At 69.1% G+C, this 22338-nt stretch carries 19 protein-coding genes and 1 pseudogene; 13 read left to right on the forward strand and 7 right to left on the reverse strand.

The window, feature by feature from the left end; genetic code table 11:
- Positions 1–43: 43 nt before the first annotated feature.
- Both ACWGID_RS31075 and ACWGID_RS31080 read left to right on the forward strand, forming a co-directional pair.
- Entirely contained in the window at positions 44–595 is a 552-nt protein-coding gene (locus ACWGID_RS31075) for a TetR/AcrR family transcriptional regulator (RefSeq protein WP_452202590.1), read from the forward strand.
- A gap of 21 nt (positions 596–616) precedes the next feature.
- Entirely contained in the window at positions 617–1537 is a 921-nt protein-coding gene (locus tag ACWGID_RS31080; protein WP_452202592.1) for a helix-turn-helix domain-containing protein, read from the forward strand.
- On the opposite strand, the gene ACWGID_RS31085 is transcribed toward ACWGID_RS31080, so the two are convergent.
- From ACWGID_RS31085 to ACWGID_RS31095, 3 genes are all read right to left on the reverse strand, one after another.
- The gene (locus ACWGID_RS31085; protein ID WP_452202594.1) at positions 1509–2747 is read right to left on the reverse strand and encodes a hypothetical protein; all 1239 of its coding nucleotides are present in this window, start codon (positions 2745–2747) and stop codon (positions 1509–1511) included. The two genes, ACWGID_RS31080 and ACWGID_RS31085, sit on opposite strands and share 29 nt — an antisense overlap.
- A gap of 69 nt (positions 2748–2816) precedes the next feature.
- Positions 2817–3974 (reverse strand): glycogen synthase, encoded by a 1158-nt coding sequence (glgA, locus tag ACWGID_RS31090; RefSeq protein ID WP_452202596.1) that lies wholly within the window; start codon positions 3972–3974, stop codon positions 2817–2819.
- Between the two features lie 19 nt (positions 3975–3993).
- Positions 3994–4539, reverse strand: a complete 546-nt coding sequence (locus ACWGID_RS31095) for a GNAT family N-acetyltransferase (RefSeq protein ID WP_452202598.1) — start codon at positions 4537–4539, stop codon at positions 3994–3996.
- A 64-nt stretch (positions 4540–4603) separates the two neighbouring features.
- Here ACWGID_RS31095 and glgC point away from each other — a divergent pair.
- From glgC to ACWGID_RS31115, 4 genes and pseudogenes are all read left to right on the forward strand, one after another.
- Positions 4604–5812 (forward strand): annotated as a pseudogene (gene glgC / locus ACWGID_RS31100) (glucose-1-phosphate adenylyltransferase); the annotation flags it as partial.
- 89 nt (positions 5813–5901) lie between these two features.
- Positions 5902–7152: a kynureninase gene (kynU, locus tag ACWGID_RS31105; RefSeq protein WP_452202600.1), complete on the forward strand. Its 1251-nt coding sequence runs from the start codon at positions 5902–5904 to the stop codon at positions 7150–7152.
- On the forward strand, positions 7149–8453 hold the full coding sequence (locus tag ACWGID_RS31110) for an FAD-dependent oxidoreductase (protein WP_452202602.1): 1305 nt from the start codon (positions 7149–7151) through the stop codon (positions 8451–8453). Before kynU ends, ACWGID_RS31110 begins: the two co-directional genes overlap by 4 nt.
- A complete protein-coding gene (locus tag ACWGID_RS31115) occupies positions 8450–9955 on the forward strand; it encodes a 2-hydroxymuconic semialdehyde dehydrogenase (protein ID WP_452202605.1) in 1506 nt (501 codons plus the stop codon). The genes ACWGID_RS31110 and ACWGID_RS31115 overlap by 4 nt, the downstream gene beginning before the upstream one ends.
- Here the strand turns inward: ACWGID_RS31115 and ACWGID_RS31120 are convergent, their stop codons facing one another.
- Entirely contained in the window at positions 9956–13180 is a 3225-nt protein-coding gene (locus ACWGID_RS31120; protein WP_452202607.1) for a tetratricopeptide repeat protein, read from the reverse strand.
- 140 nt (positions 13181–13320) lie between these two features.
- Between ACWGID_RS31120 and ACWGID_RS31125 the strand changes: the two genes are divergently transcribed.
- The 4 genes from ACWGID_RS31125 to ACWGID_RS31140 are packed head-to-tail and all read left to right on the forward strand — an operon-like array spanning position 13321 to position 15969.
- Complete coding sequence (locus ACWGID_RS31125) at positions 13321–13740, forward strand: RidA family protein (protein WP_452202609.1); 420 nt, start codon at positions 13321–13323, stop codon at positions 13738–13740.
- A gap of 2 nt (positions 13741–13742) precedes the next feature.
- On the forward strand, positions 13743–14258 hold the full coding sequence (locus ACWGID_RS31130) for a 3-hydroxyanthranilate 3,4-dioxygenase (protein ID WP_452202611.1): 516 nt from the start codon (positions 13743–13745) through the stop codon (positions 14256–14258).
- Positions 14255–15250 carry an amidohydrolase family protein gene (locus ACWGID_RS31135; RefSeq protein ID WP_452202613.1) on the forward strand — a complete coding sequence of 332 codons (996 nt, stop codon included), beginning with the start codon at positions 14255–14257 and terminating at the stop codon, positions 15248–15250. The genes ACWGID_RS31130 and ACWGID_RS31135 overlap by 4 nt, the downstream gene beginning before the upstream one ends.
- The gene (locus tag ACWGID_RS31140) at positions 15247–15969 is read left to right on the forward strand and encodes an alpha/beta fold hydrolase (RefSeq protein ID WP_452202615.1); all 723 of its coding nucleotides are present in this window, start codon (positions 15247–15249) and stop codon (positions 15967–15969) included. Before ACWGID_RS31135 ends, ACWGID_RS31140 begins: the two co-directional genes overlap by 4 nt.
- Before the next feature lie 235 nt (positions 15970–16204).
- On the opposite strand, the gene ACWGID_RS31145 is transcribed toward ACWGID_RS31140, so the two are convergent.
- Positions 16205–16894 carry an O-methyltransferase gene (locus ACWGID_RS31145; RefSeq protein WP_452202617.1) on the reverse strand — a complete coding sequence of 230 codons (690 nt, stop codon included), beginning with the start codon at positions 16892–16894 and terminating at the stop codon, positions 16205–16207.
- A 166-nt stretch (positions 16895–17060) separates the two neighbouring features.
- A complete protein-coding gene (locus ACWGID_RS31150; protein ID WP_452202619.1) occupies positions 17061–17843 on the reverse strand; it encodes a DeoR/GlpR family DNA-binding transcription regulator in 783 nt (260 codons plus the stop codon).
- A gap of 101 nt (positions 17844–17944) precedes the next feature.
- Between ACWGID_RS31150 and ACWGID_RS31155 the strand changes: the two genes are divergently transcribed.
- Positions 17945–18826: an SIS domain-containing protein gene (locus tag ACWGID_RS31155; RefSeq protein WP_452202621.1), complete on the forward strand. Its 882-nt coding sequence runs from the start codon at positions 17945–17947 to the stop codon at positions 18824–18826.
- 224 nt (positions 18827–19050) lie between these two features.
- Here ACWGID_RS31155 and ACWGID_RS31160 read toward each other — a convergent pair whose 3' ends face one another.
- Positions 19051–20196, reverse strand: coding sequence for an MFS transporter (locus tag ACWGID_RS31160; protein ID WP_452202623.1), 1146 nt, complete (start codon positions 20194–20196; stop codon positions 19051–19053).
- Positions 20197–20266: 70 nt separating this feature from the next.
- On the opposite strand from ACWGID_RS31160, the gene ACWGID_RS31165 reads away from it, so the two are divergent.
- Entirely contained in the window at positions 20267–20797 is a 531-nt protein-coding gene (locus ACWGID_RS31165) for a CGNR zinc finger domain-containing protein (protein WP_452202625.1), read from the forward strand.
- A gap of 166 nt (positions 20798–20963) precedes the next feature.
- Positions 20964–22337: an extracellular solute-binding protein gene (locus ACWGID_RS31170; protein WP_452202627.1), complete on the forward strand. Its 1374-nt coding sequence runs from the start codon at positions 20964–20966 to the stop codon at positions 22335–22337.
- The last annotated feature ends 1 nt before the right edge of the window (position 22338 follow it).

A 22338-nucleotide genomic window follows, 5' to 3' on the forward strand; every position in this document is an offset into this window, starting at 1 on the left:
TGGTATCGATACCGACGGTAGCATAACTGGATAAGGTGTGACCATGGCTTCGACAGCACGGCCGCCCGGCCGGCCCCGGTCCAGCGTCGACGCGGAGGTGTTCTCGGCGACGCTGCGGACGATCCACGAGCTCGGGTACACCCGCGCCACCGTCGACCGGATCGCCGCGGCCGCGGGGATCGCGAAGACGACGATCTACCGGCGCTGGCCGTCCAAGGGCGCACTGGTCACCGCGGTCCTGGTCGATGCCTTCGGCCCCCTTCCGCTCACCGGCGGCGACCGCGCGGCGGACGTCGACGCTGCGATCCGCTTCGGCGCAGCCCGGATCGCCGAACCCGGCGTGGCCGCGGCCTTCGCCGGCGTCTTCACCGACGCCATCGGCGACCCTGCCCTGCGCGAGATCCTCGCGACCCAGCTCCAGGACCCCTACCGCCAGGTCCTCCAGCAGTCCCTCGGCGAACCCGAGCACCGCATCCTGTTCGTCATCGACGTCGTGATCGGCACCCTCCTGCATCGAATGGGCATGACCGGCGAGCCGATGGTCGAGTCCGACGTGAAGACCCTGATCCACATGCTCCAACGCGAACTCACCTAGTCTCGGTCTACCGTGGGAGTCGTGGAGAGTACGAACGCGCTCGGCGACTACCTCCGGGCCCGGCGGGAGCAGGTCCGGCCGGAGGAGGTCGGGATTCGGAGCAGCGGGCTGCGCCGCGTGCCCGGGCTGCGGCGTGAAGAGGTGGCGATGCTGGCCGGCATCAGCTCCGACTACTACCTCCGCCTCGAACAGGGGCGGGACCGGAACCCGTCGGTGCAGGTCCTCGAGGCGCTCGCCGAGGTACTGCGGTTGGACGCGGACGCCACCGAGTACCTCCTGACGCTGGCGCAGGAACGCGCCCACGTGCCGGTGCGGTCGCGAGCGCGCACTGAACAGGCGCCGGACAGCATCGTCGAGTTGATCAGCGGCTGGCCGAACAACCCGGCGTACGTGCAGAACAAGTACACCGACGTCCTCGCGGCCAATCCACTGTGCTCCGCGCTGTCGCCGAACTACGCGGTCGGGGTGAACATGCTGACCGCCCTGCTGCTCGACCCGCGGGAGCGCGATCTGCGCCGGGACTGGGACGACCTCACCGAGGAAGGCGTCGCGATCCTGCGCAGCGAGCTCGGCCCGAACGTCGACGACCCGCGGCTGAAGGAACTGGTCGGCGATCTCTCGGTCCGCAGCGAGCGCTTCCGGCAGTTGTGGGCCCGGCACGAGGTGCGTCCGCGACGCGGCCGGCTGAGCCAGTTGACCCACCCGGAGGTCGGTGAGCTCGACCTCCGGTCGGACAAGCTGACGATTGGTGACACCGACAACATGACGCTGGTCGTCTTCCACGCCGTCCCCGGTACGCGTGCCGCGGAGTCGCTCGCCCTGCTCGGGAGCCTCGTCGCAGCCCCCGAAGCCGCAGCACGCGAAGTCACAGGTCCCGAAGTCGCGGCGCCCGACGACGCGTCCGAGCTGCACATCAGGCCCACCGAGCGTAAGCCCGAATGATCTGCGGGTACGCCGCGAACGCCGTCCCGGTGTGATCGACAGCCCCCATCGAGTGAACGGTGACGTCCGCCCCGCGAGCCCGGAGACCGGCGGCGCACGAGTCGGTGTTCGAAGCCACCACGTCGGTGTCCTTGGTCCCGCTGTAGAGGTGCACTGGGACGCGCGGCGTCCAGTCCTGGCAGACCTGGTCGGCCGCCTGCAGCGCCCGGAGAAACCGCCCGGTCGGATGCTGCAGCTTCGCGACGAACTCGGGCGTGAACAGCTTCTCCGGCGAGTCCGGCAGCCCGGCCACGATCTCCTCGTAGCTGTGCGAGCCGTCGAAAAGCCCCTCCACGGTCGCCGCGTACGGCGCCCGGAACGCCTCGCGCGGATCGCCGTACAACCCGACCGTGCGGTTCCACGCGGTCACGAAGTACCCGAGGTAGAAGGTCGCGGTGGCGGGCAGCACCCCGCCGTCGAAGGCCGCCGGGAACTCCTCGCCGAGCAGGTCGTACGGTCCCGCGACGGCGCGGATCTCACCGAGCCGGAACGAGCCGACCTCGCCACGGCTGAGCGCGCGGCCGAACGCGATCGACGCGCGACCGCCTTGGGAGAACCCGGTGACCAGCACGTCCCGCTTCAACGCGACGCCGTGTTGGGCCGCGAACGTCCGCGCCGCGAGCAGCAGGTCGGCCGACGCCGTGGTCTCGGTCTTCGTGTCGATGTACGGATGCTGCCCCGTCCCGAACCCCAGCCCGAGGTAGTCCGGCGCGACACCGACCAGACCCTGCCCGGCGAACAGCGCGGTGACCAGCCGGTCCGTCGACGTGGGGTCGACGGACGCGGCATCCGCCTTGGTCGCGCTCGTCCCGTGCAGGTACTCCGCGACGGTGAGCGCGCCGCGCCGCCCGTCCGGCAGCACCACGATCCCGCTGGCGGTCGTCGGCCGCCCGTCGTGATCAACCGTCCGATAGATCAAGCGGTACGCCGTGACGCCGTACGACGACTGTGGCACACCCGGGAAGTCAGCGGCGGCCGCATCCAGTTGGGCCGCGGTCAGGTGTGCGACCGGCACCGCTGAGACCAGCGCACCACGCGGCGCACGCACGCTCGACACGGCGGACTCGGACAGTGTCGGGTGGTGCACGGCCGCGACCGCGGACACCGGGAACGTGAGCAGCGCAGCGGTCGCGAGGGTGGCGGCGACGGTTTTCGTCAGGCGAGAAGTCATACCCCAACCCAACCTCCGCCGAGGCCCGCACAGAATGGTGCGAACCCCCGAACCCGAGTGGGGTTTTCCCTACCCCAGCAGGCTGTTGTACAGCTCGACGGTGCGGTTCGCGACCGCGTCCCAGCCGAACTGGGAGACGGCGCGCTCGCGGCCGGCCTTGCCCATCGCCGCGGCCTTCGCCGGGTCGTCGACCAACGCGTTGATGCCGTCGGCCAGGCCGCGCTCGAACGTCTCGGTGTCGTTCTCGTCGTACGGGACCAGGGTGCCGGTCACGCCGTCGTCGACGACCTCAGGGATGCCGCCGACCGCGCTCGCCACGACGGCGGTCTCGCAGGCCATCGCCTCCAGGTTCACGATGCCGAGCGGCTCGTAGACCGACGGGCAGCAGAACGCCAGCGCGTGCGTCAGCACCTGCCGGACCTCCTGGCGCGGCAGCATCTCGGAGACCACGAACACGCCGTCCCGAGCCTGCCGGAGATCGTCGATCAGCGCGTCCGTCTCGGCCTTCAGCTCGACCGTGTCGGCGGCACCGGCGAGCAGCACGAGCTGCACCGACGGGTCCAGCCGCAGCCCGGCACGCAGCAGGTGCGGGACGCCCTTCTGCCGCGTGATCCGGCCGACGAACGTCACGTACGGGCGACTCAGGTCCACCCCGAGCCGCTCGAGCACGTGCGTCGACGGGTCCGGGTGGTAGAAGTCCGCGTCGATCCCGTTCGAGATCACGTGCACCTTGGCCGGGTCGATCGACGGGTAGCACTCGAGTACGTCGGTACGCATCCCGCGACTCACCGCCACCACCGCGTCGGCCGCCTCGTACGCCGTCTGCTCGGCCCAGCTCGACAGTCGGTAGCCACCGCCGAGCTGCTCGGCCTTCCACGGCCGGCGCGGCTCGAGTGAGTGCGCGGTCACCACGTGCGGGACGTCGTACAGCAGCTTGGCCCAGTGGCCGGCCATGTTCGCGTACCAGGTGTGCGAGTGCACGAGCTTCGCGTCGCCCACCGCGGCGGTCATCGTCAGGTCGGTGGACAGGATGCGCAGCGCCGCGTTCGCGGCCGGCATCCGTGGGTCGTCCTCGGAGTGCGCGGTCGCGCCCTGCCGGGGCTCGCCCATGCAGTGCACGTCCACGTCGAGCAGCCGGCGCAGCTCGCGGACCAGGAAGTCCACGTGCACCCCCGCGCCGCCGTACACGTCCGGAGGAAACTCACGCGTCAGAATGGCGACCTTCATACCGCCCGACGATAGGTCATCAATCGACGGCTGTCGGCACCCAGAAGCGGAGCTTTCCGTGTCTTTCGTCTTCCAATTCGCCGCCGGCCGCTTCGATCACCTTGCGCGATGCGACGTTGTCGACGTCGCAGGTGACCAGTGCGAGGTCGATTCCGAGAACGGCGGTGATCGGAAGTGACTGGACGAGCATCTGCGTCGCGTACCCGCGGCGGCGCGCCGACGGACGGACGCAGTACCCGATGTGGCCGCCGACCTCGTGGAGCGCCGGCGTGAGGTCGTGGCGGATCGACAGTCGGCCCAGGAACTCGACGCCGTCCACGAACCACAGCACGGTCTGGTGCACGACGCCGGGCAGCAGCTCGGTCTCCGGCTCCGCCTCGGTCCGGATCGCCGCCACCAGCCGGGCGAACTCGGCCGGGTCCGCGGCCTGCCGCCGGCTCCACTCCTCCTCGTCGGCGGTGATCGTGCGGGCACCCATCCAGCGCTCGAAATGCGGACCCAGCTCGTCCCAGGCGGCGAGGAACGACCGGTGAACGGCAGTGGTCGGAACGACGAGCATCGGCATCTTTCCAGTGTCGCGACACTCGCAAGCGCTTATGCCTGGGGGTTGTCGGAGCTAAGGTGCGGACATGGCAAAGGCGCCCAGAGTTCTCGGAATTGTGCTGGCCGGTGGCGAGGGCAAGCGGTTGATGCCGCTGACGGCGGACCGGGCCAAACCGGCCGTGCCGTTCGGCGGCAGTTATCGCCTGATCGACTTCGTGCTGTCCAACCTGGTCAACGCCGGATACCGGAACCTCTGCGTGCTCACGCAGTACAAGTCGCACTCCCTTGACAGACACGTCACGCTGACCTGGCGGATGTCGACGTTCCTCGGCAACTACGTGACCTGTGTGCCGGCCCAGCAGCGGCTCGGCCCGCAGTGGTACCAGGGCAGCGCGGACGCGATCTACCAGTCGATGAACCTGATCAACGATGCCGACCCGGAGTACATCGTGGTCTTCGGCGCCGATCACGTGTACCGGATGGACGCGTCGCAGATGGTGGCCGCGCACATCGAGCGCGGCAGCGGCGTGACCGTGGCGGGCATCCGGGTGCCGCGGGTGGAGGCGACCGAGTTCGGCGTGATCAAGACCGCCGCCGACGGGCACACCATCGAGGAGTTCCTGGAGAAGCCGGCCGACCCGCCGGGGCTGCCGGACTCCCCGGACGAGACGTTCGCCTCGATGGGCAACTACGTGTTCTCCCGCGACGTCCTGGTCGACGCGCTCCGCCGGGACGCCGCGAACCCGGCCTCCCGGCACGACATGGGCGGCGACATCGTCCCGATGCTCGTTGCCGACGGCAAGGCCGGCGTCTACGACTTCAAGGACAACGACCTGCCCGGCGCCCTGGACCGAGACCGCTCGTACTGGCGCGACGTCGGATCGCTGGACTCGTACCACGAGGCGCACATGGACCTGGTCTCGATCCAGCCGGTGTTCAACCTGTACAACTCGGACTGGCCGATCTTCACCTCGCACCCGCAGCTGCCCGGCGCGAAGTTCACCGACAACGCGACCGTCGGCGAGTCGATCGTCTGCCAGGGCTCGATCGTGTCCGGCGCGACCGTCGACCACTCGGTGATCGGGTCGAACGTGATCGTCAGCGCCGGCGCCCGGATCGAGTACTCGGTGATCATGGACAACTGCAAGATCGGCAAGAACGCGGTGCTGAAGAACGTCATCCTGGACAAGAACATCGTGGTCCCGGACGGCGTCGAGATCGGGGTTGACGCCGACCACGACCGGGAACGCGGGTTCACCGTGTCCAAGGGCGGCGTGACGGTGCTCGGGAAGGGGCAGCCCATCGATCCCGCCAAGCCCGCCGATTCCGCCAAGCCGGCCGAGACGGTACAGCCCAAGGACTCCGACGAGGTCGCCGGGGCGTGATGACGGAGGCTCTGTCCGAGCAAGGAGCCCTGGAACTCGACATCGCCGACCCGGGGCACCGCGAGCTGTTCGACGTACCGCCGGCGCAGGGTGGGAGCTATCCCGAGGTGGCGTACTTCGCCGGCAACTCGCTCGGTCTGCGCCCGAAGGCGACCCGCGACGAGCTGCTCGCGGACCTGGACGCGTGGGCGGCGCTCGGCGTCGAGGGCCATCTCGACGCGGACCGGCCGTGGCTGCCGTACCACGAGCTGTTGACCGGCGCCGCGTCCCGCCTGGTCGGGGCGCTGCCGAGCGAGACCGTCGTGATGAACACGCTGACGGTCAACCTGCATCTGCTGATGGTGTCGTTCTACCGGCCGACGCGGTCCCGGCACCGGATCGTCATCGAGGACTCGGCGTTCCCGTCGGACAGTTACGCCGTACGGTCGCAGGTCCGGTTCCACGGGTACGACGCGGAGGATGCGGTGATCCGATTGCGTCCACGACCGGGTGAGGACAGTCTGCGGACGGCGGATGTCGTGGAGCAGCTCGGTGGTGATGTGGCGCTCGTCCTGCTCGGCGGGGTGAACTACCTGACCGGTGAGTTGTTGGACATCCCGATGATCACCAGGGCCGGTCACGCGGCCGGTGCGGTCGTCGGGTGGGACCTCGCGCATGCGGCCGGAAACGTGCCGCTGGCGTTGCACGATTGGGACGTGGACTTCGCCGCATGGTGCTCGTACAAGTACCTGAACTCCGGACCGGGAGCGATCGCCGGCGCCTTCGTACACGAGCGGCACCTCGGCGGTGACCTGCCGCGGTTCGAGGGCTGGTGGAGCACCGAGGCGGCGACCCGGTTCGAGATGAAGCCCGAGGCGCGGCCGCCGGCGACCGCGGACGCGTGGCAGGTGTCGAACCCGCCGATCTTCGCGATGAGCCCGGTCCGCACGTCGCTGGACATCTTCGACAAGATCGGCATCGAGGTACTGCGGGAGCGGAGCGTGCGGTTGACGGCGTACTTGGAGAAACTGTTGGCGACCGGGCCGTCCCCGGTGATCACGCCGACGGATCCGGCGCGACGTGGCGCCCAGCTCTCCCTGCGTGTTCACGGCCTGCGCGCCGGTGAGCTGTCGCGGCGCCTGCGGTTCGAGTACGGCGTGATCGCGGACGCGCGGGAGCCCGACGTACTGCGATTGGCGCCGGTGCCGTTGTACTCGTCGTACCACGACTGTTGGCGGGCCGCGGCTGCGTTGACCGAGGTGATGGCATGAGAGTCGCGATCGTCGGGGCCGGACTGACCGGTTCGCTGCTCGCGTGTTTCCTCGCGCGGCGCGGTCTGTCGGTCACGTTGTACGAACGGCGCGCCGATCCGCGGCTCGGCGAGGCCGAACGCGGCCGGTCGATCAACCTGGCGATCTCCGAGCGTGGGCTGGACGCGCTACGGCGGATCGAACTGGTCGACCAGGTGATGGCGGACGCGCTGCCGATGAAGGGCCGGATGATCCACCCGGTGACGGGACCGCTGGACTTCCAGGCGTACTCCGCGTCGGGGGAGCGCGCGATCAACTCGATCAGCCGCGGCGCACTGAACAACGCGCTGCTGTCGGCGGCGTCGGCCGCGCCCGGCGTGACGGTGGAGTTCGAGCATCGCCTGGTGGAGCTGGACTCGCAGGCCGGTCGGATGGTGTTCGCGACGCCGTCCGGCAAGGTGTCGGTCAGCGCGGACATCGTCCTCGGCGCCGACGGTGCCGGGTCCGCGGTCCGCGAGCAATTGCTTGCCGAGGGCATCGTCGCGGAACACGTCGACTTCCTCGACTACGGCTACAAGGAACTGTCGATCCCGGCCGCCGCCGACGGTGACTTCGCGCTCGACCCCGGCGCGCTGCACATCTGGCCGCGCGGTACGTCGATGATGATCGCCCTCCCGAATCCGGACCACTCGTTCACCTGCACGCTGTTCTGGCCGGCCGGCTCGTTCGACGCGCTGACCTCGGCCGCCGGGATCGAGGACCACTTCCGGGTGAACTACCCCGATCTGTTGCCGCTGGCACCGAACCTGGTCGACGACTACCTGAACAATCCCGTCGGCGTGCTCGGGACCGTGCACACCCTGCCCTGGCAGGCCCACGGGCGGACCGCGTTGGTCGGCGACGCGGCGCACGCGATCGTGCCGTTCTACGGCCAGGGTGCGAACTGTGCGTTCGAGGACGTCGTCGAGCTGGATCGCTGCCTGGACGACACCGGCGGCTCCTGGGCGCGGGCGCTGCCGCTGTTCGAGACGCGCCGCCGCGAGAACACCGAGGCGATCGCCGAGATGGCGCTGGCGAACTTCGTCGAGATGCGGGACAAGGTCGCGTCGCCCGTCTTCCGGCTGCAGAAACAGGTGGAGCACGCGCTCGAGCGGGCGCTTCCGGGGCGCTACGTGTCCCGGTACGAGCTGGTGTCGTTCTCCACCACGCCGTACGCCGAGGTCCAACGCCGAGTCCGCCGCCAGCACCAGCTCCTGGGCGCGGGCGTGGTCGCAGTGGCTGCGAGCCTGCTAGGCATAGCCCGTCGACGGACACGCGGATGACCGGCCTGTGGTCGCCTGAGTTGCTGACTGGACAGCCTCGGTCGGTCGGGGTGTTGCGGCACTTTGTCGGCGGTGCGTTCGTGGAGAGTACGGCGCGGTTCGCGAAGGTGTCGCCGGTGACCGGGGAGCAGATCTTCGACGTCTGTGAGGCCGACGAGGCGACCGTGGACGCGGCGGTGGCGGCCGCTCGGGCGGCGTTGCGCGGGCCGTGGGGACGGATGAGCGAGCAAGACCGGGCCGCGGTACTGCGCCGGGTCGCGGACGGGCTCGAGCGACGGTTCGAGGACCTGGTGGCGGCCGAGGTCGGTGACACCGGGAAGTCGATCAGCCAGGCGCGGACGCTGGACATCCCGCGCGGCGCGGCGAACTTCCGGGCGTTCGCGGACTTCGCCACCACGGTGCCGACCGAGTCCTACACAACTGTCCTTCCCGACGGGCGGCGGGCGCTGAACTACGCCGTACGGAAACCGGTCGGTGTGGTCGCGATCGTCGTCCCGTGGAACCTGCCGTTACTGCTGCTGACCTGGAAGGTGGCGCCGGCGCTTGCCTGTGGCAACACGGTGGTCGTGAAGCCGTCCGAGGAGACGCCGTCGTCGGCGACCGTACTCGCCGAGGTGATGGCAGAGGCCGGCGTACCGGACGGTGTCTTCAACCTGGTGCACGGTTTCGGGCCGTCGTCGGCGGGGGAGTACCTGACCCGGCATCCCGGAGTCGACGCGATCACGTTCACCGGCGAGTCCGCCACCGGTACGGCGATCGCGAAGGTGGCCGCCGATCGGGTGAAGGCGGTGTCCTTCGAGCTGGGTGGGAAGAACGCGGGCCTGATCTTCGCCGACGCCTCACTGGACGACGCGGTCGAGGGCTCGGTGCGGTCCGTCTTCACCAACGGCGGCCAGGTGTGCTTGTGCACCGAACGCCTTTACGTGCAACGGCCGGTGTTCGACGAGTTCTGCACACGCTTGGCGCAACGCGCTTCCGAGCTCACGTACGGCTGGCCGTCCGACGAGGCCACGATGAACATGCCGCTGATCTCCAAACAACACCGCGACAAAGTCCTGTCGTACTACGATCTCGCGCGCTCCGAAGGTGCCGAGGTGCTGACCGGTGGCGGCGTACCGGCCTTCGGTGATGCCCGCGACGGCGGTTGCTACGTGCAACCAACGGTGGTCACCGGGCTGCCCGCCGACGCCCGCACCAACCGCGAGGAGATCTTTGGCCCGATCTGCCACATCGCCCCGTTCGACACCGAGGACGAGGCGTACGCGCTCGCCAACGACAGCGACTACGGCCTCGCGGCGACGGTGTGGACCCGCGACGTCGGCCGCGCCCACCGAGCCGGCGCCGCCCTCGACGTCGGCCTCTGCTGGGTCAACACCTGGTTCCTCCGCGACCTCCGCACCCCGTTCGGCGGCGTCAAACTCTCCGGAATAGGCCGCGAAGGCGGCCGCCACTCCCTCGACTTCTACACCGAATCCACCAACGTCTGCGTAGAGCTGACCTGATCAACCCATCGGGTCGATCGTGGCCCGGTACTCGGCCAGCAGACCCGAACACTCGGCCACCGCGTCCGCACCGATGATCGTCCCGAGCTCGGTCAGGTCGTCGGCCGTCTCCCGGACGTCATCGCCGAACGGCTTGGCCCGGAGCAACTCCACGAGCAGCTCCCGCGCACCCGTCTGATCCCCGAGCGCGATCAGGTACACCACGCGGTTGAGTACGCCGGGAAGCTCGGAATCCTGGACCTGGATCGCGGACCGCAGCAGCTCCTGGGCTTCGGCCTCCCGACCCTGCCGGCGGTAGATGAGCGCGCGCCGGTACAGCGACCAGCTGCGCGTCGGGTCGAGCTGTAAGACCCGCTCGAAGGCCGCCAGCGCCGCCGTATCGTCGCCGAGAGCCTGATGCACCTCACCCTTGGAGTTCCAGGCCCAGGTGTTGTCCGGCTCCCCGTCGATGACGCGGGTGAAGTCGGACAGAGCTTCCGCGTGGTCGCCGATGCGGTGCAGGAACCGGCCCCGCTCGATCCGGAAGTCGGCCTCCTCCGGTGCCAGGTCGACCGCGCGGTCGTGGTCGAGGCGTGCGGCCGATAGGTCGCCCAGATGTTCCTGTACTTCCGCACGCCGGGAGATTGCCCAGGCGTAGTCGGGATCGATCGCCACCGCACGGCTCAGGTCATCGAGCGCGCGCCGGTACCTGCCCTGCTCGAGTTGTACGTCGCCGCGCTCCGCCAGCGCCCAGTCGTCCTCAGGATCGAGCTCGACGGCCCGGTCCAGGTCCGCGAGGGTGGCGGAGACGTTGTCGTTCAGCCGATGGACCTCAGCGCGGCGCCCGTACGCGTACTCCAAGGCCGGCTCGAGCTCGATGGCCTGGTCGAGATCGCGCAATGCCTCGGTCAGCCGGCCTTCCCGCCACAGGAGGTCGCCACGCCGGGCCAGCACGTAGGCGTTCTGCGGATTGATCGAGAGCACGGCGGAGAGGTCTGCCTGCGCTTCGGCGAGTGCGTCGTCGTCGAGGTGGATCAGGGCCCGGACGAACAGCGCCCAGGCGGAGTCCGGCTCGATGGCCAGCGCTCGGTTCACGTCGGCCAGCGCGTCAGAAGTCCGATTCAGCGATCGTAGGACGGATGCGCGGGCGGTCAGGGCCCAGGTGTACTGCGGCTCGAGTTCGAGGGAGCGGTCGAGATCGGCCAGGGCCTCCGGATGGCGGTCCTGCGCGTACCAGGCGTCGCCTCGGTAGGCGAAGTACGCTGCGTCGTCCGGGGCCAGGACCAGCGCCTGGTCGTAGTCCGCGACCGCGTCGGCGAAGCGGCCCATCGCTTGCTTGATCGACGCGCGGGTCGCGAAGTACAGGGCGTCGGCCGGATCGATCTCCAGGGCCCGATCGATGTCGGCGAGGGCAGCCTCGTACTGCCCGAGGGTCTGGTGGACGTCGCTGCGGGTGCTGAACGCCCACTCGTAGCGCGGGCGGAGCTCGATGGCCCGGGTCAGGTCGGCCAGAGCTTGCTCGTGGTTGCCCAACTGGAAGTGCGCGAAGCCACGCCAGCCGATGATCCAGTGCCGGTCCGGAGCCATCGACGCCGCTTTGTCGAGATCCCGGAGCGAGCTCTCGAAGTCTCCGAGACGTTCGTGGACCTGGCTGCGTTCGGCCAGGGCCAAGCCCCGGTGCGCCTCGTCCAGCGAGGCGTCCGCGGCGAGGCTGGACAGCAGCAGCATCTCCTCGTCTGCGCCGCTTTGCAGCCAGGTCGCGAGCTGTTCGCCGCGAGCTTGGATCTCTGGCAGGTCGGTGTCCCGGCCCGCCTGCTCGATCATCCGCGCCCATTTCGCCGCGGTGTCCGAGGTTCGCCCGTACCCCTCGATCAAGGTCGACAGCGCGGACGGCAGCGCCGGCGTGCCCGTCGCGCACAGGTAGTGGTACGACTCCTCCAGCTTCAGTTCCCGCCAGCGGCTGTCGTTCCACTCCTCGGCAGTCGGTACGCCGAGCTCGCCGCGCCGGGTCTCGTAGTGCGCGGCCAGCGCGTGCTGCCGGGTGGTCCACTCGTTCGGCGCTTCCCGGCGGAGCGAGCGCAGCATGGGACCACGGACGACGTCGTGGTACCGGTAGCCGTCGGTGTGATTGACCACGAACGGCAGCCGGCGAAGCCAGTCGAAGTCATCAGCTGTACCGCCGGCCACGGTGAGGACCTCGCGATCCAGGCGCCGGGGCAGCGCGCCGGACACCGCGGCCGCTCGCCGGTCCCGATCCGGTTCCCACTTCAGGAAGCGATCGACCGCGGTCTCGCTCGGGTCGCCCAGCTCGGTCGTGCCCCGGGCGGCCGACGACTCGGCCAGGGTGGCGACGAGGACCGGCAATCCGCCGGACAGCTTGAGGATCACGTCCACGGTGGGGGTGTCGTCGATACCGCGGGTCGCCAGCAGGTGGCGCGACTCGGTCGCGGTGAACACCTCGAGCTCGACGTCGGTCCGGATGCCCAGGTAGTCGGCCCACAGGTTGGCGTCCAGCGGCCGCTGGCCGGCGATCGAGATCACCAGGTTCGGTGGCAGGCCGCCGTGCCGGCCCTCCAGCAACTCCAGCAGCCAGTCGTTCAGGAACTGGCCGGTCCGCTCGAACGTGTCGACGAACAAGGCGATCGGGCGCTGCCGGCCGATCGACTGCAGGTCCTCGGCGAAGGCCGCGGTGAGGACGTCGACCGGTGCCAGCAGCAGCTCGATGTCCTGGTGCCTGGCGAACCGGCGAGCCAGGAACGCGCGCGCCTGGTCGGCCTGCAGCGCGGCCTCGTTCTTGTCGATCTCACCCGTGAAGGCACCGACCACCGGGATCCCTTCGGCCGCCCGCAGACCGATCCGGACCGCCGACCTGGTCAGCAGCGACGAGATGCCCGAAGGCGCTCCAGGGTCGGAGTCCACCGTGTGCCGGTGCTTGCGGTACTGCGTCAGCTTGCCGGTGAACGCCTCGCACTCGGCTCCCTCCGCGGCCAGGCTGCGCGCGAGCATCTCGATCGCGGACGGGATGTCCAGCGCGGCCTCGTCGACGTACCCGGTGGCGTGTCCCTGGCGTACGGCGACCCGTTGCCACTGTCGCACCAGGGTTGTCTTGCCGATGCCGGCGTCGCCGTACAGGGTGAAGATGAAGCGACGGCGTGGATCGTCCGGCGGGAGAGCCAGGTTCTGCTCGAACTGGCGGAGCGGCTCGGTGCGCCCGACGAACGCTCCAGCCTGCCTCTTGCGAATCATGTCCTGCAGAGACACGCCCTTGTCGGTCACCCTCAGCCCCGGCCTTCCGTCTCCGATTCGCGAGCGTTCGATGATAGCGAGCCGGGCGCGGCGCGCGGTAGGTACTTGGCGGGTCGCGGCCCGTGCGGCAAGGTGATTGCGTGGCTGACGCGAAGGTGGTGCCAGGGAAGGCGAGCCCGCGGGGGCGGTATCCGCATGTGAAGGTGGCCGGTGGGTTCGCGTTCGTGTCGGGGACGTCGAGCCGGCGGGCGGACAACTCGATCGCGGGGGCCTCGGTGGATCCGCTCGGGACGGTGGAGCTGGACATCCGGGTGCAGACGCGGGCGGTGCTGGAGAACATCCGGGACGTCCTCGCCGCGGTCGGTGCCGGGCTCGAGGATCTGGTCAGCGTCACGACGTACCTGGTGTCGATGAACGACTTCGGCGGGTACAACGAGGTGTACGGCGAGTTCTTCGACGAGAACGGGCCGGCGCGAACGACTGTCGCAGTACATCAGCTGCCGCATCCCCAGCTGCTGATCGAAATATCTGCCGTAGCGGCGATCCCGCAAAGGAGCTAGTGATGGCGAATCTGGAGTCGACGAACTTCCCGGAGTGGATCGAGGAGAACAAGCACCTGCTGAAGCCGCCGGTCGGCAACAAGCAGATGTTCCCGACCGGGGACGACTTCATCACGATGGTGGTCGGCGGGCCGAACCAGCGCACCGACTTCCACGTCGACCCGTACGAGGAGTTCTTCTACCAGATCTCGGGTGAGCTCCGGGTCAACGTGATGACCGACGACGGTCCCGCGACCGTCGCGGTGAATGCCGGCGAGATGTGGGTCCTGCCGCGAAACATGCCGCACTCCCCGCAACGCGGACCGGAGTCGATCGGCCTGGTGATCGAACGCGTCCGCGAACCCGGCGTCCTGGAGAAGTTCCGCTGGTACTGCGCCAACTGCAACGGGATCGTCCACGAGGTCGAGCTGCAGGTGACCGATATCGTCGCCGACCTGCCACCGGTGTTCACCGCGTTCTACGAGAGCGAGGACGCGCGTACCTGCCCGAACTGCGGCACGGTGCATCCGGGTAAATGACCGTCGACGTCCATACCCACCTGGTGCCGAAGGGCTGGCCGGATCTCGCGGCGGCCTGCGGCGGCGACGGCTGGCCGTGGCTGCGGATCGACTCCGAGCGGGCCGCGATGATCATGATCGGCTCGACGGAGTTCCGCCCGATCGGACCGCAGGCCTGGGATCCGGCCGTCCGGCGCGCGGACATGGATGCCGACGGCATCGATCTGCAGGTGGTGTCGCCGACCCCGGTGTTCTTCGGGTACGAGCGGCCCGCCGACCAGGCCGTCAAGCTTGCGCGGATCTTCAACGACCTGACCCTGGAGACACTCGCCGGCGACGACCGGTTCGTGCCGTTCTGCCAGGTGCCGCTGCAGGATCCGGACCTCGCCTGCGCCGAGCTGGACCGCTGCCGCGCCGCCGGTCACGCCGGCGTCGAGATCGGCAACCACGTCGGCGACAAGGACCTCGACGACGCCGGGATCGTTGCCTTCCTCAAGCATTGCGCGGAGACCGGGACACCGGTGCTGGTGCATCCGTGGGACATGCCGGGCGGTCCGCGGCTGGACCGGTGGATGGCGCGCTGGCTGACCGGGATGCCGGCCGAGACGCATCTGTCGTTGCTGGCGATGATCCTCGGCGGGGCGTTCGACCAGTTGCCGCCGTACCTGCGGATCTGTTTCGCCCACGGGGGCGGGAGTTTCGCGTTCTGGCTGGGGCGACTCGAGAACGCCTGGCACCGGCGCGGAGACATCGTGCGCGGTTGCTCGCAGCATCCACCGGCGACGTACCTGGACCGGATCCTGGTCGACACGGTGGTGTTCGAATCAGCGCCTTTGCGGCTACTTGTCGATACCTTGGGGGAAGACCGCGTTCTGGTCGGCAGTGACTATCCCTATCCACTGGGTGAGCGGCCGGTCGGGGAAGTAGTACGGAAGGCCGGCTTCCTGACCGCGGAGCAACAGCACAAGCTGCTGACGGCGAACGCCCTGCGCTATCTCGGGAGGTCTGGATGAGTGAGGACCGGTCGGTACTGTCGCGCACTGCGCGTGAGCCCGATGAGGAGCTCAAGTACGGCGACCACGCGGACCAGGTGATCGACCACTGGCACGCGAAGGAGTACCGGCCGACCGTGGTGTTCCTGCACGGCGGTTTCTGGCGGCCGAAGACCGACCGGATGCACGCCCGGTCGCTCGGTGCGGCCCTGTCGGACCTGGGGTGGTCCGTGCTGTCGCTGGAGTACCGCCGCGAGCCCGGCGACCCGGACGCGACCACCACAGACATCCGTACGGCGCTCGACGCACTCCCGGATCTCGTGGACGTCCACGCGGGCTATGTGCTGATGGGCCACTCCGCAGGCGGTCAACTCGCGTTGTGGGCCGCGTCGACGCTCAACCCGGTCCAGCTGCGCGGTGTGGTCGCTTTGGCCCCCTTAGCCGACCTGTTGCTGGCTGACCAGCAGCGTCTCGGCGACGGCGCTGTACAGGCCTTCATCGGCGGCGGCGTGCGCAACGACCTCGACCCGGCGCACCTCCCGGCCTCCATCGCACCGGTAACGCTCATCCACGGCGTCAACGACACCGTCGTCCCGCTCAGCGTCACCGAGTCCTACTTCAGCGCCCACCCCACGGCCCACTTCCACCGCGTGGACCACTGCGGCCACTACGAACTCATCGACCCCATGACCGACCCCTGGCACGTAGTAACCACCGAACTGACCCGCCTCACGTCCTAGGCGTCATCCTCATCCGGGATGCGCCGCCAGACGGCGCCGCGTCCCGTCCCCTCAGGACTGACCTTCTGCTCGGTCTTGAGCTCCTCGAGGACAAGACGGATCGTCTGGTCGCTGATCCCGGGCAGACCGACAAACGTACTAAACGCTGCTCATCTTAGTAGGTTTGTATCTTTTGTTGGTTCGTTTCTCTTGCTCGTCCGCCACTCTCGGTGGCGGTTCGGCACGCTCCGTGCTGCTACTGCAGGCGCTTGGCGGCGGTGAGGAGGCCTTCGGAGGTGGGGAGGAGGGCGGAGACCAGGTCGTCGTCCTCGCGGACGGCGCGGACCAGGTCGCGCAGTGCCATCGTGTCGGCGTCGCGGCGGGCCGGGTCGGCGACACGGCCGCCGGTGAGGATGCCGGCGAACGCGACGACGCCGCCGGGGCGCAGCAGCCGCAGTGCCTCGTGCAGGTACGCCGTGTTCTCGCGCCGGTCGGCGTCGCAGAACACCAGGTCGTAGTGGCCGTCGGTGAGCCGGGTCACCACGTCCAGCCCGGCACCCGCGATCAGGCGGAACCGGTTCGACGCGACGCCGGCGTCGAGGAACGTCTTACGGGCCAGGCGCTGGTTCTCCGCGTCGATGTCGACCGTGGTGAGCGTGCCGTCGGGGCGCATCCCGCGCAGCAGGGCGAGGCCGGAGACGCCGGTCCCGGTGCCGATCTCGACGACTGCCTTGGCGCCGGCGCCGGCAGCGAGCAGGCTCAGCGCGGCGGACGTGCCCGGGCCGATCGGGGCGACACCGCTGTCCGCGGCGCTCGCCCGCGCACCGGTGACGACTTCGTCCTCACCGGTGTAGTCCTCGGCGTACGCCCAGGACGTCGGGTCGATGCCGGTGGCGATGGCGTTCTCCCAATGGTCGGCGGAGTGTTCTGCGGCTGCGGTACCCATGCTGATCCGAAGCCTAGCGGTTGGAAGTCCGCTTTCCGTGCTGCACGCGCTGAGACTGCGCACTCTTGCTCATAACGACCTTGACGCAATCAGATATGATCGTCTTCAGTGGACATGACTCACCTGGTGAGGGAGGTGTGCGGTGCCTTTTGGGGAATTTGGGGGGTCAGGCGCGGATGACGTCGATCCCGGCTTCGCGGAAGACCGTCAGCTGGGAGTCGTCGGCCTGGGCGTCGGTGACGAGCGTGTCGATCTCGCTGAGCTCGCAGATCCGGGCGAAGGCGCGCTGCCCGAGCTTCGAGGAGTCGGCCACCACGACCACCTTCGCGGCCCGGCTGACGATCAGCTGGTTGATGTTCGCCTCGCCCTCGTGATGGGCGGTGGCGCCGGTCTCGTCGATCCCGTCGACGCCGATGAACGCGATGTCCAGCGACAGGTCGGACAGGATCCGGTGCGACAGCGGGCCGATCATCTCGTAGGACTGCGGCCGCGCCACACCACCGGTGAGCACCATCTTCACGTGCGGGCGGACGATCAGCTCGTTGGCGATGTTCAGCGCGTTCGTGACGAGCGTGAACGCCGGCTCACCGTGCTCCGCGGACAGCTCCGGGCGGGTCGCGAGTGTGCGCGCCACCTCCGAGATCGTCGTACCGCCGTTCATCCCGATCACCATGCCGCGCCGGACCAGCGTGGCCGCGGCCTGCGCGATCCGCTGCTTCTCGGACGCGAAACGCGCAGTCTTGTAGCGCAGCGGCAGGTCGTACGACACCGCGTTGGCGACCGCGCCGCCGCGGGTCCTGGTGAGGAGCTGCTGCTTGCCGAGATGGTCCAGGTCACGCCTGATCGTGGCCGCGGACACGTGCAACTGCTCGGCGAGCTCGTCGACGTCGATGGCGCCCTTCTCGGCCAGCGACTCGAGCAAGGTGTTGAGGCGTTCATAACGCTTCACCCGGGGCTCCTCCTTCACACAATCGGTCAGCCGGGTGGCGGCTGGTTGGCACCATTCGATCACGTTCGAGCAGTTTCGACCATGACAAGTGCGGAGACGACATGACCCAGACGCCATTCGTGAGCAGTGAGATCGCCACTCAGCCAGCGCTGTGGCGCCAGGTCTCGGACGGTTTCGCGCAGTACGGCGGTGCACTTCCGAAGGCCGGTCAGCGGGTCGCGGCCGTCGGCTGCGGCACCTCCTGGTTCATGGCGATGGCGTACGCCGCGTTGCGCGAGGACCTCGGCCAGGGCGAGACCGACGCGTTCGCCGGCTCGGAGTTCCCGGCCGGTCGCGCGTACGACGCGGTGGTCGTGATCAGCCGCTCCGGTACGACGACCGAAGTACTGGACCTGATCCGCGAGACCGACCTGCCGACGATCGCGATCACCGCCACCGCGGACTCGCCGATCGTCGAGCTGGCCGACCACACCATCCTGCTCGAGTTCGCCGACGAGCAGTCCGTCGTGCAGACCCGGTTCGCGACCACCACGCTGGCGCTGCTCCGCGCGTCGCTCGGTGAGGACCTCACGCAGGCCGCTGCGGACGCTCAGACCGCACTGACCATCGACGTCGACGAGCTCGCCAAGCTCGAGCAGGTCACGTACGTCGGCACGCGGTGGACCGTCGGCCTGGCCCACGAGGCCGCGCTCAAGCAGCGCGAGGCCGCGTCCGCGTGGACCGAGGCGTATCCGGCGATGGACTACCGGCACGGCCCGATCGCGATCGCGCAGCCGGGCCGTGGCGTCTGGATCTTCGGCCAGCCGCCGGCGGGCCTGCTCGACGACGTCACCGCGACCGGCGCGACGATCGTCCACCACGACCTCGACCCGATGGCGTCCCTCGTCGTCGCACAGCGCGTCGCCGTCGCCAAGTCCCTCGCGCTCGGCCTGAACCCGGATCAGCCCCGCAGCCTCTCCCGCTCGGTCATCCTCGACGACTGACCTTCCGCTGGCACGTCGCGCCCCCAGCGCGAGGGGATAACCCCTCGCGGTGGGGGTTCTCTGTTCGTACACCAGGGGAGAACCCTGCACACGAACGGATATCCGTCCGTGCGAGGCGAGGCGAGGCGAGGCGACGCGGGGCGGGGCGGGGTGAGGCGGGGCGGGGTGAGGCGGGGCGGGGTGAGGCGAGGCTGGGTGAGGCGAGGCGGGGCGGGCGGGGCGGGCTAGGTGGTTCGGTGGGTGGTGAGGTGGCCGGTGACGGCGGCGGTCATCAGGCCGAGGCCGACTATGAGCAGGGTTGAGTTGGTGCCTAGTGCGGGGACCAGGAGGCCGGCGGTGGCTTGGCCTACGGCTGAAGTGCCGACTCGGAGGCTGGCTGCGGTGGTGCTGACTCGGCCTTGGAGTGATCTGGGGCTGTACTGCTGGCGTGCCGCGAACATCGCCGGGAGCGTCGGGCCTTCCGCGAACCCGGCAACCACTGCGAGCACCAGCAGTACGGCGAACGACGGGGCGAGCGGCCATGTGGTGAGGACGAGGCCGTAAGCGGCGACCGACAGCATCACCACGTGTTCTGGACGTCGACGAGTTCGGACCAGCAACGCCGTCGTGACGCTGCCGAGCTCGACGGCCGTCCATAGGTACCCGGCGGCGGACTTCGGCAGGCCGAGCGAGGACATGTGCAGTGGCAGCGCGATCAGCAGGATGCCGGTGAAGCCCATCAGCAAGGTGGTTGTCACGGTCGAGGCGCGCAGCGGTGGCGTCCGGGCGAGGTGGCGGAGACCGCTGACGGTGGACGCCAGGAACGGTTCGCCGGAGGTGCCGACGGGTGGGAGTGCGGGGAGTCGGCTGATCGCGAGGATGCTGAGCGTTGCCGCGACCACGATCACCGCGACGGCTGCATCGACCGAGACACCGGCGGCGATGGTGGCCGCGGTCGCGGGGCCGGCGATCGCGGCGGCGCTGAAGCTGACGGACTCGAAGGAGTTGGCCCGCGCGAGTCGCTCCGGGCGGAACAGGCTCGGCAGCATGCTCGTGAACCCGCCGCTCACCATCGGCAACGTCGCACCGGCAACCGCTGCCAGCGCCGGTGTTATCCAGTGCGCGCTGTGACCGACCAAAGTCAGCAGACAGAGCATGACCACGCCGAGCACAGCCTGGTTGAGTGCGAGGGCGCTGCGGCGGTACGGCGTCCGGTCGAGCCAGGCGCCGAGGAGCGGGCCGGTGACGATCGCGGGGAACGCGTACGCCGCACCGGTGACGCCCGCGAGCGCCGGGTTGTCGGTGCGGTCGAGGACCAGCAGGACGAGCGTGAACGCGACCATCTCGTCGGCGAACCGGGCCAGCGTCGCCGCGAGGTAGTAACTGGGCACGCCGAACCTCCTGTAACGCAAAGCTGACTGTTACGCGTTACACTAACAAAGGCGTTACGGGAGGAGTCCAGTGGAAAATCAGTCCCCGGATCGGCAGCTCCGGCTGGCCGTCGACCTGGTCAACACGCGAACCCTCGATCCCGAGCAGCTCAGCACCCCGGCCGACCTGCGGAGGTTCCTGCTCGAGCACGGCGAGCCCGAGCCGGTGGCCGTCGACGCGGCCGATCTGGCCGCGGTGCGGATGGTCCGCGAGTGGCTGCGGCCGGTGTTCCACGGGGATCCGGGACAGGCGGCCCGCGTACTCAACGCAGTACTCGAGCGGCACGCCGTACGGCCTTATTTGTCGGATCACGACGGGACGCCGTGGCACCTGCATGTGGCGAAGCCGGGGGCGTCGTGGGCCGACTGGCTGGCGGCGACGAGTGCGCTCGGGCTGGCGAGTTTCGCGGCCGGCCACGGGTTCGAAGCCCTCGCGGTCTGTGCGGCGACGGACTGCGAGCGGGTCTTCGCGAACGCGGCGGAGAACCGGCCGCGCAGGTTCTGTACGCCGCGCTGCTCGAGCCGCACCCGCGTCGCGTCGTACCGGGCTCGACAGCGATAAGCACCGGGCCCGACAGCGATAACCACCGGGCCCCGGCGGCGGTAGCGACCGGGCTCGGCAGGAATAGCGAAACCAGTTTCGCCTGAGGTCTGGTATTTGCGAAAGCGCTTGCGCTACTCTGCGGAACGGTCGGCTTGCCGATCGCCATCCCCGCAGAGGAGTTCCGATGAAGAGGTTTGCAATCCGTTGTGCTGCAGGGCTTTCCGCGCCGCTTCTGCTGGCGGCCTGCTCCAGTGCGCCGTCCTCGGGCGGCGCCGCCGGTAGCGGAGCGAGTTCCGGAGGGCAGGTCGCGATCACGGTCGGTGACCGTCCGAGCAGTTCCGACCCGGCCAACCGGGCCACCTTCGACAAGCGGGTGGCCGACTTCCAGAAGGCCAACCCGGACATCAAGCTGAACCCGGTCGAGACCATCTGGGACGCGACGACGTTCCAGGCGCAGGCCGCCGGCGGCCAGCTGCCCGACGTACTGAACGTGCCGTTCACCGAGCCGCAGGGCATGATCGCCCGCAAGCAGGTCGCCGACCTGACCCAGGTGCTCAAGGACCAGGGTCTGATGGACAAGTTCAACCCGAACGTCCTGAAGATCGCCCAGGACAAGTCCGGCAGCGTGTTCGCGGTGCCGACCGCGGCGTACTCGGTCGGTCTGGTCTACAACCGGGACCTGTTCAAGAAGGCCGGTCTGGACCCGGACAAGCCGCCGGCGACCTGGGACGAGCTGCGCGCGGACGCGAAGCAGATCCCCCAGAAGACCGGTCAGCCCGGCTACGCGCAGATGACGACGAACAACACCGGCGGCTGGATGTTCACCACCCAGACGTACGCGTTCGGCGGGTCGATCGAGAACGAGGACGGCAGTAAGGCGACCTTCGACGACGCGCCGTCCAAGGCCGCGCTGCAGTTGCTGCACGACATGAAGTGGACCGACAAGTCGATGGGCCAGGCCGTGCTCTACGACATCAACGGGATCTCGAAAGCGTTCGCGGCCGGCAAGGTCGGGATGTTCATGGCCGCGCCGGACGCCTACCGCACGCTGGTGCAGCAGAACGGCCTGCCGTCGGCGGCGTTCGGGATCGGCCCGATGCCGCAGCAGGGCGGTGACCACGGCACCCTGAGCGGTGGCAGCGTCCAGATCGTCAGCCCGAACGCGACCGACGCCGAGAAGGTCGCGGCGATCAAGTGGATCAAGTTCAACTATCTGAACAAGTACGTGGACCAGGATGCCGCGGTGACGAGTGCGAAGGCCGGTGTGGCGGCGAAGCTTCCGGTCGGTACGCCGGGCCTGCCGGTGATCTCGGCGGACCAGTGGTCGACGTACCAGGGCTGGATCAAGCCGTACGTCAACGTGCCGCTGGAGAACTTCGCGTCATACACCAAGGTCGCTGCTGACCAGAAGATCATCGCCGAGCCGCCGGTGAAGGCTCAGGAGGTGTACGCCGCTCTCGACCCGGTCGTGCAGACCGTGCTGGGGAACGAGAAGGCCGACGTCGGTGCGCTGCTGACCAAGGCCGCCGGCACCGTGAATGCCAAGCTCGGGCGCTGAG

This window comes from Kribbella sp. NPDC054772 (assembly GCF_053611945.1).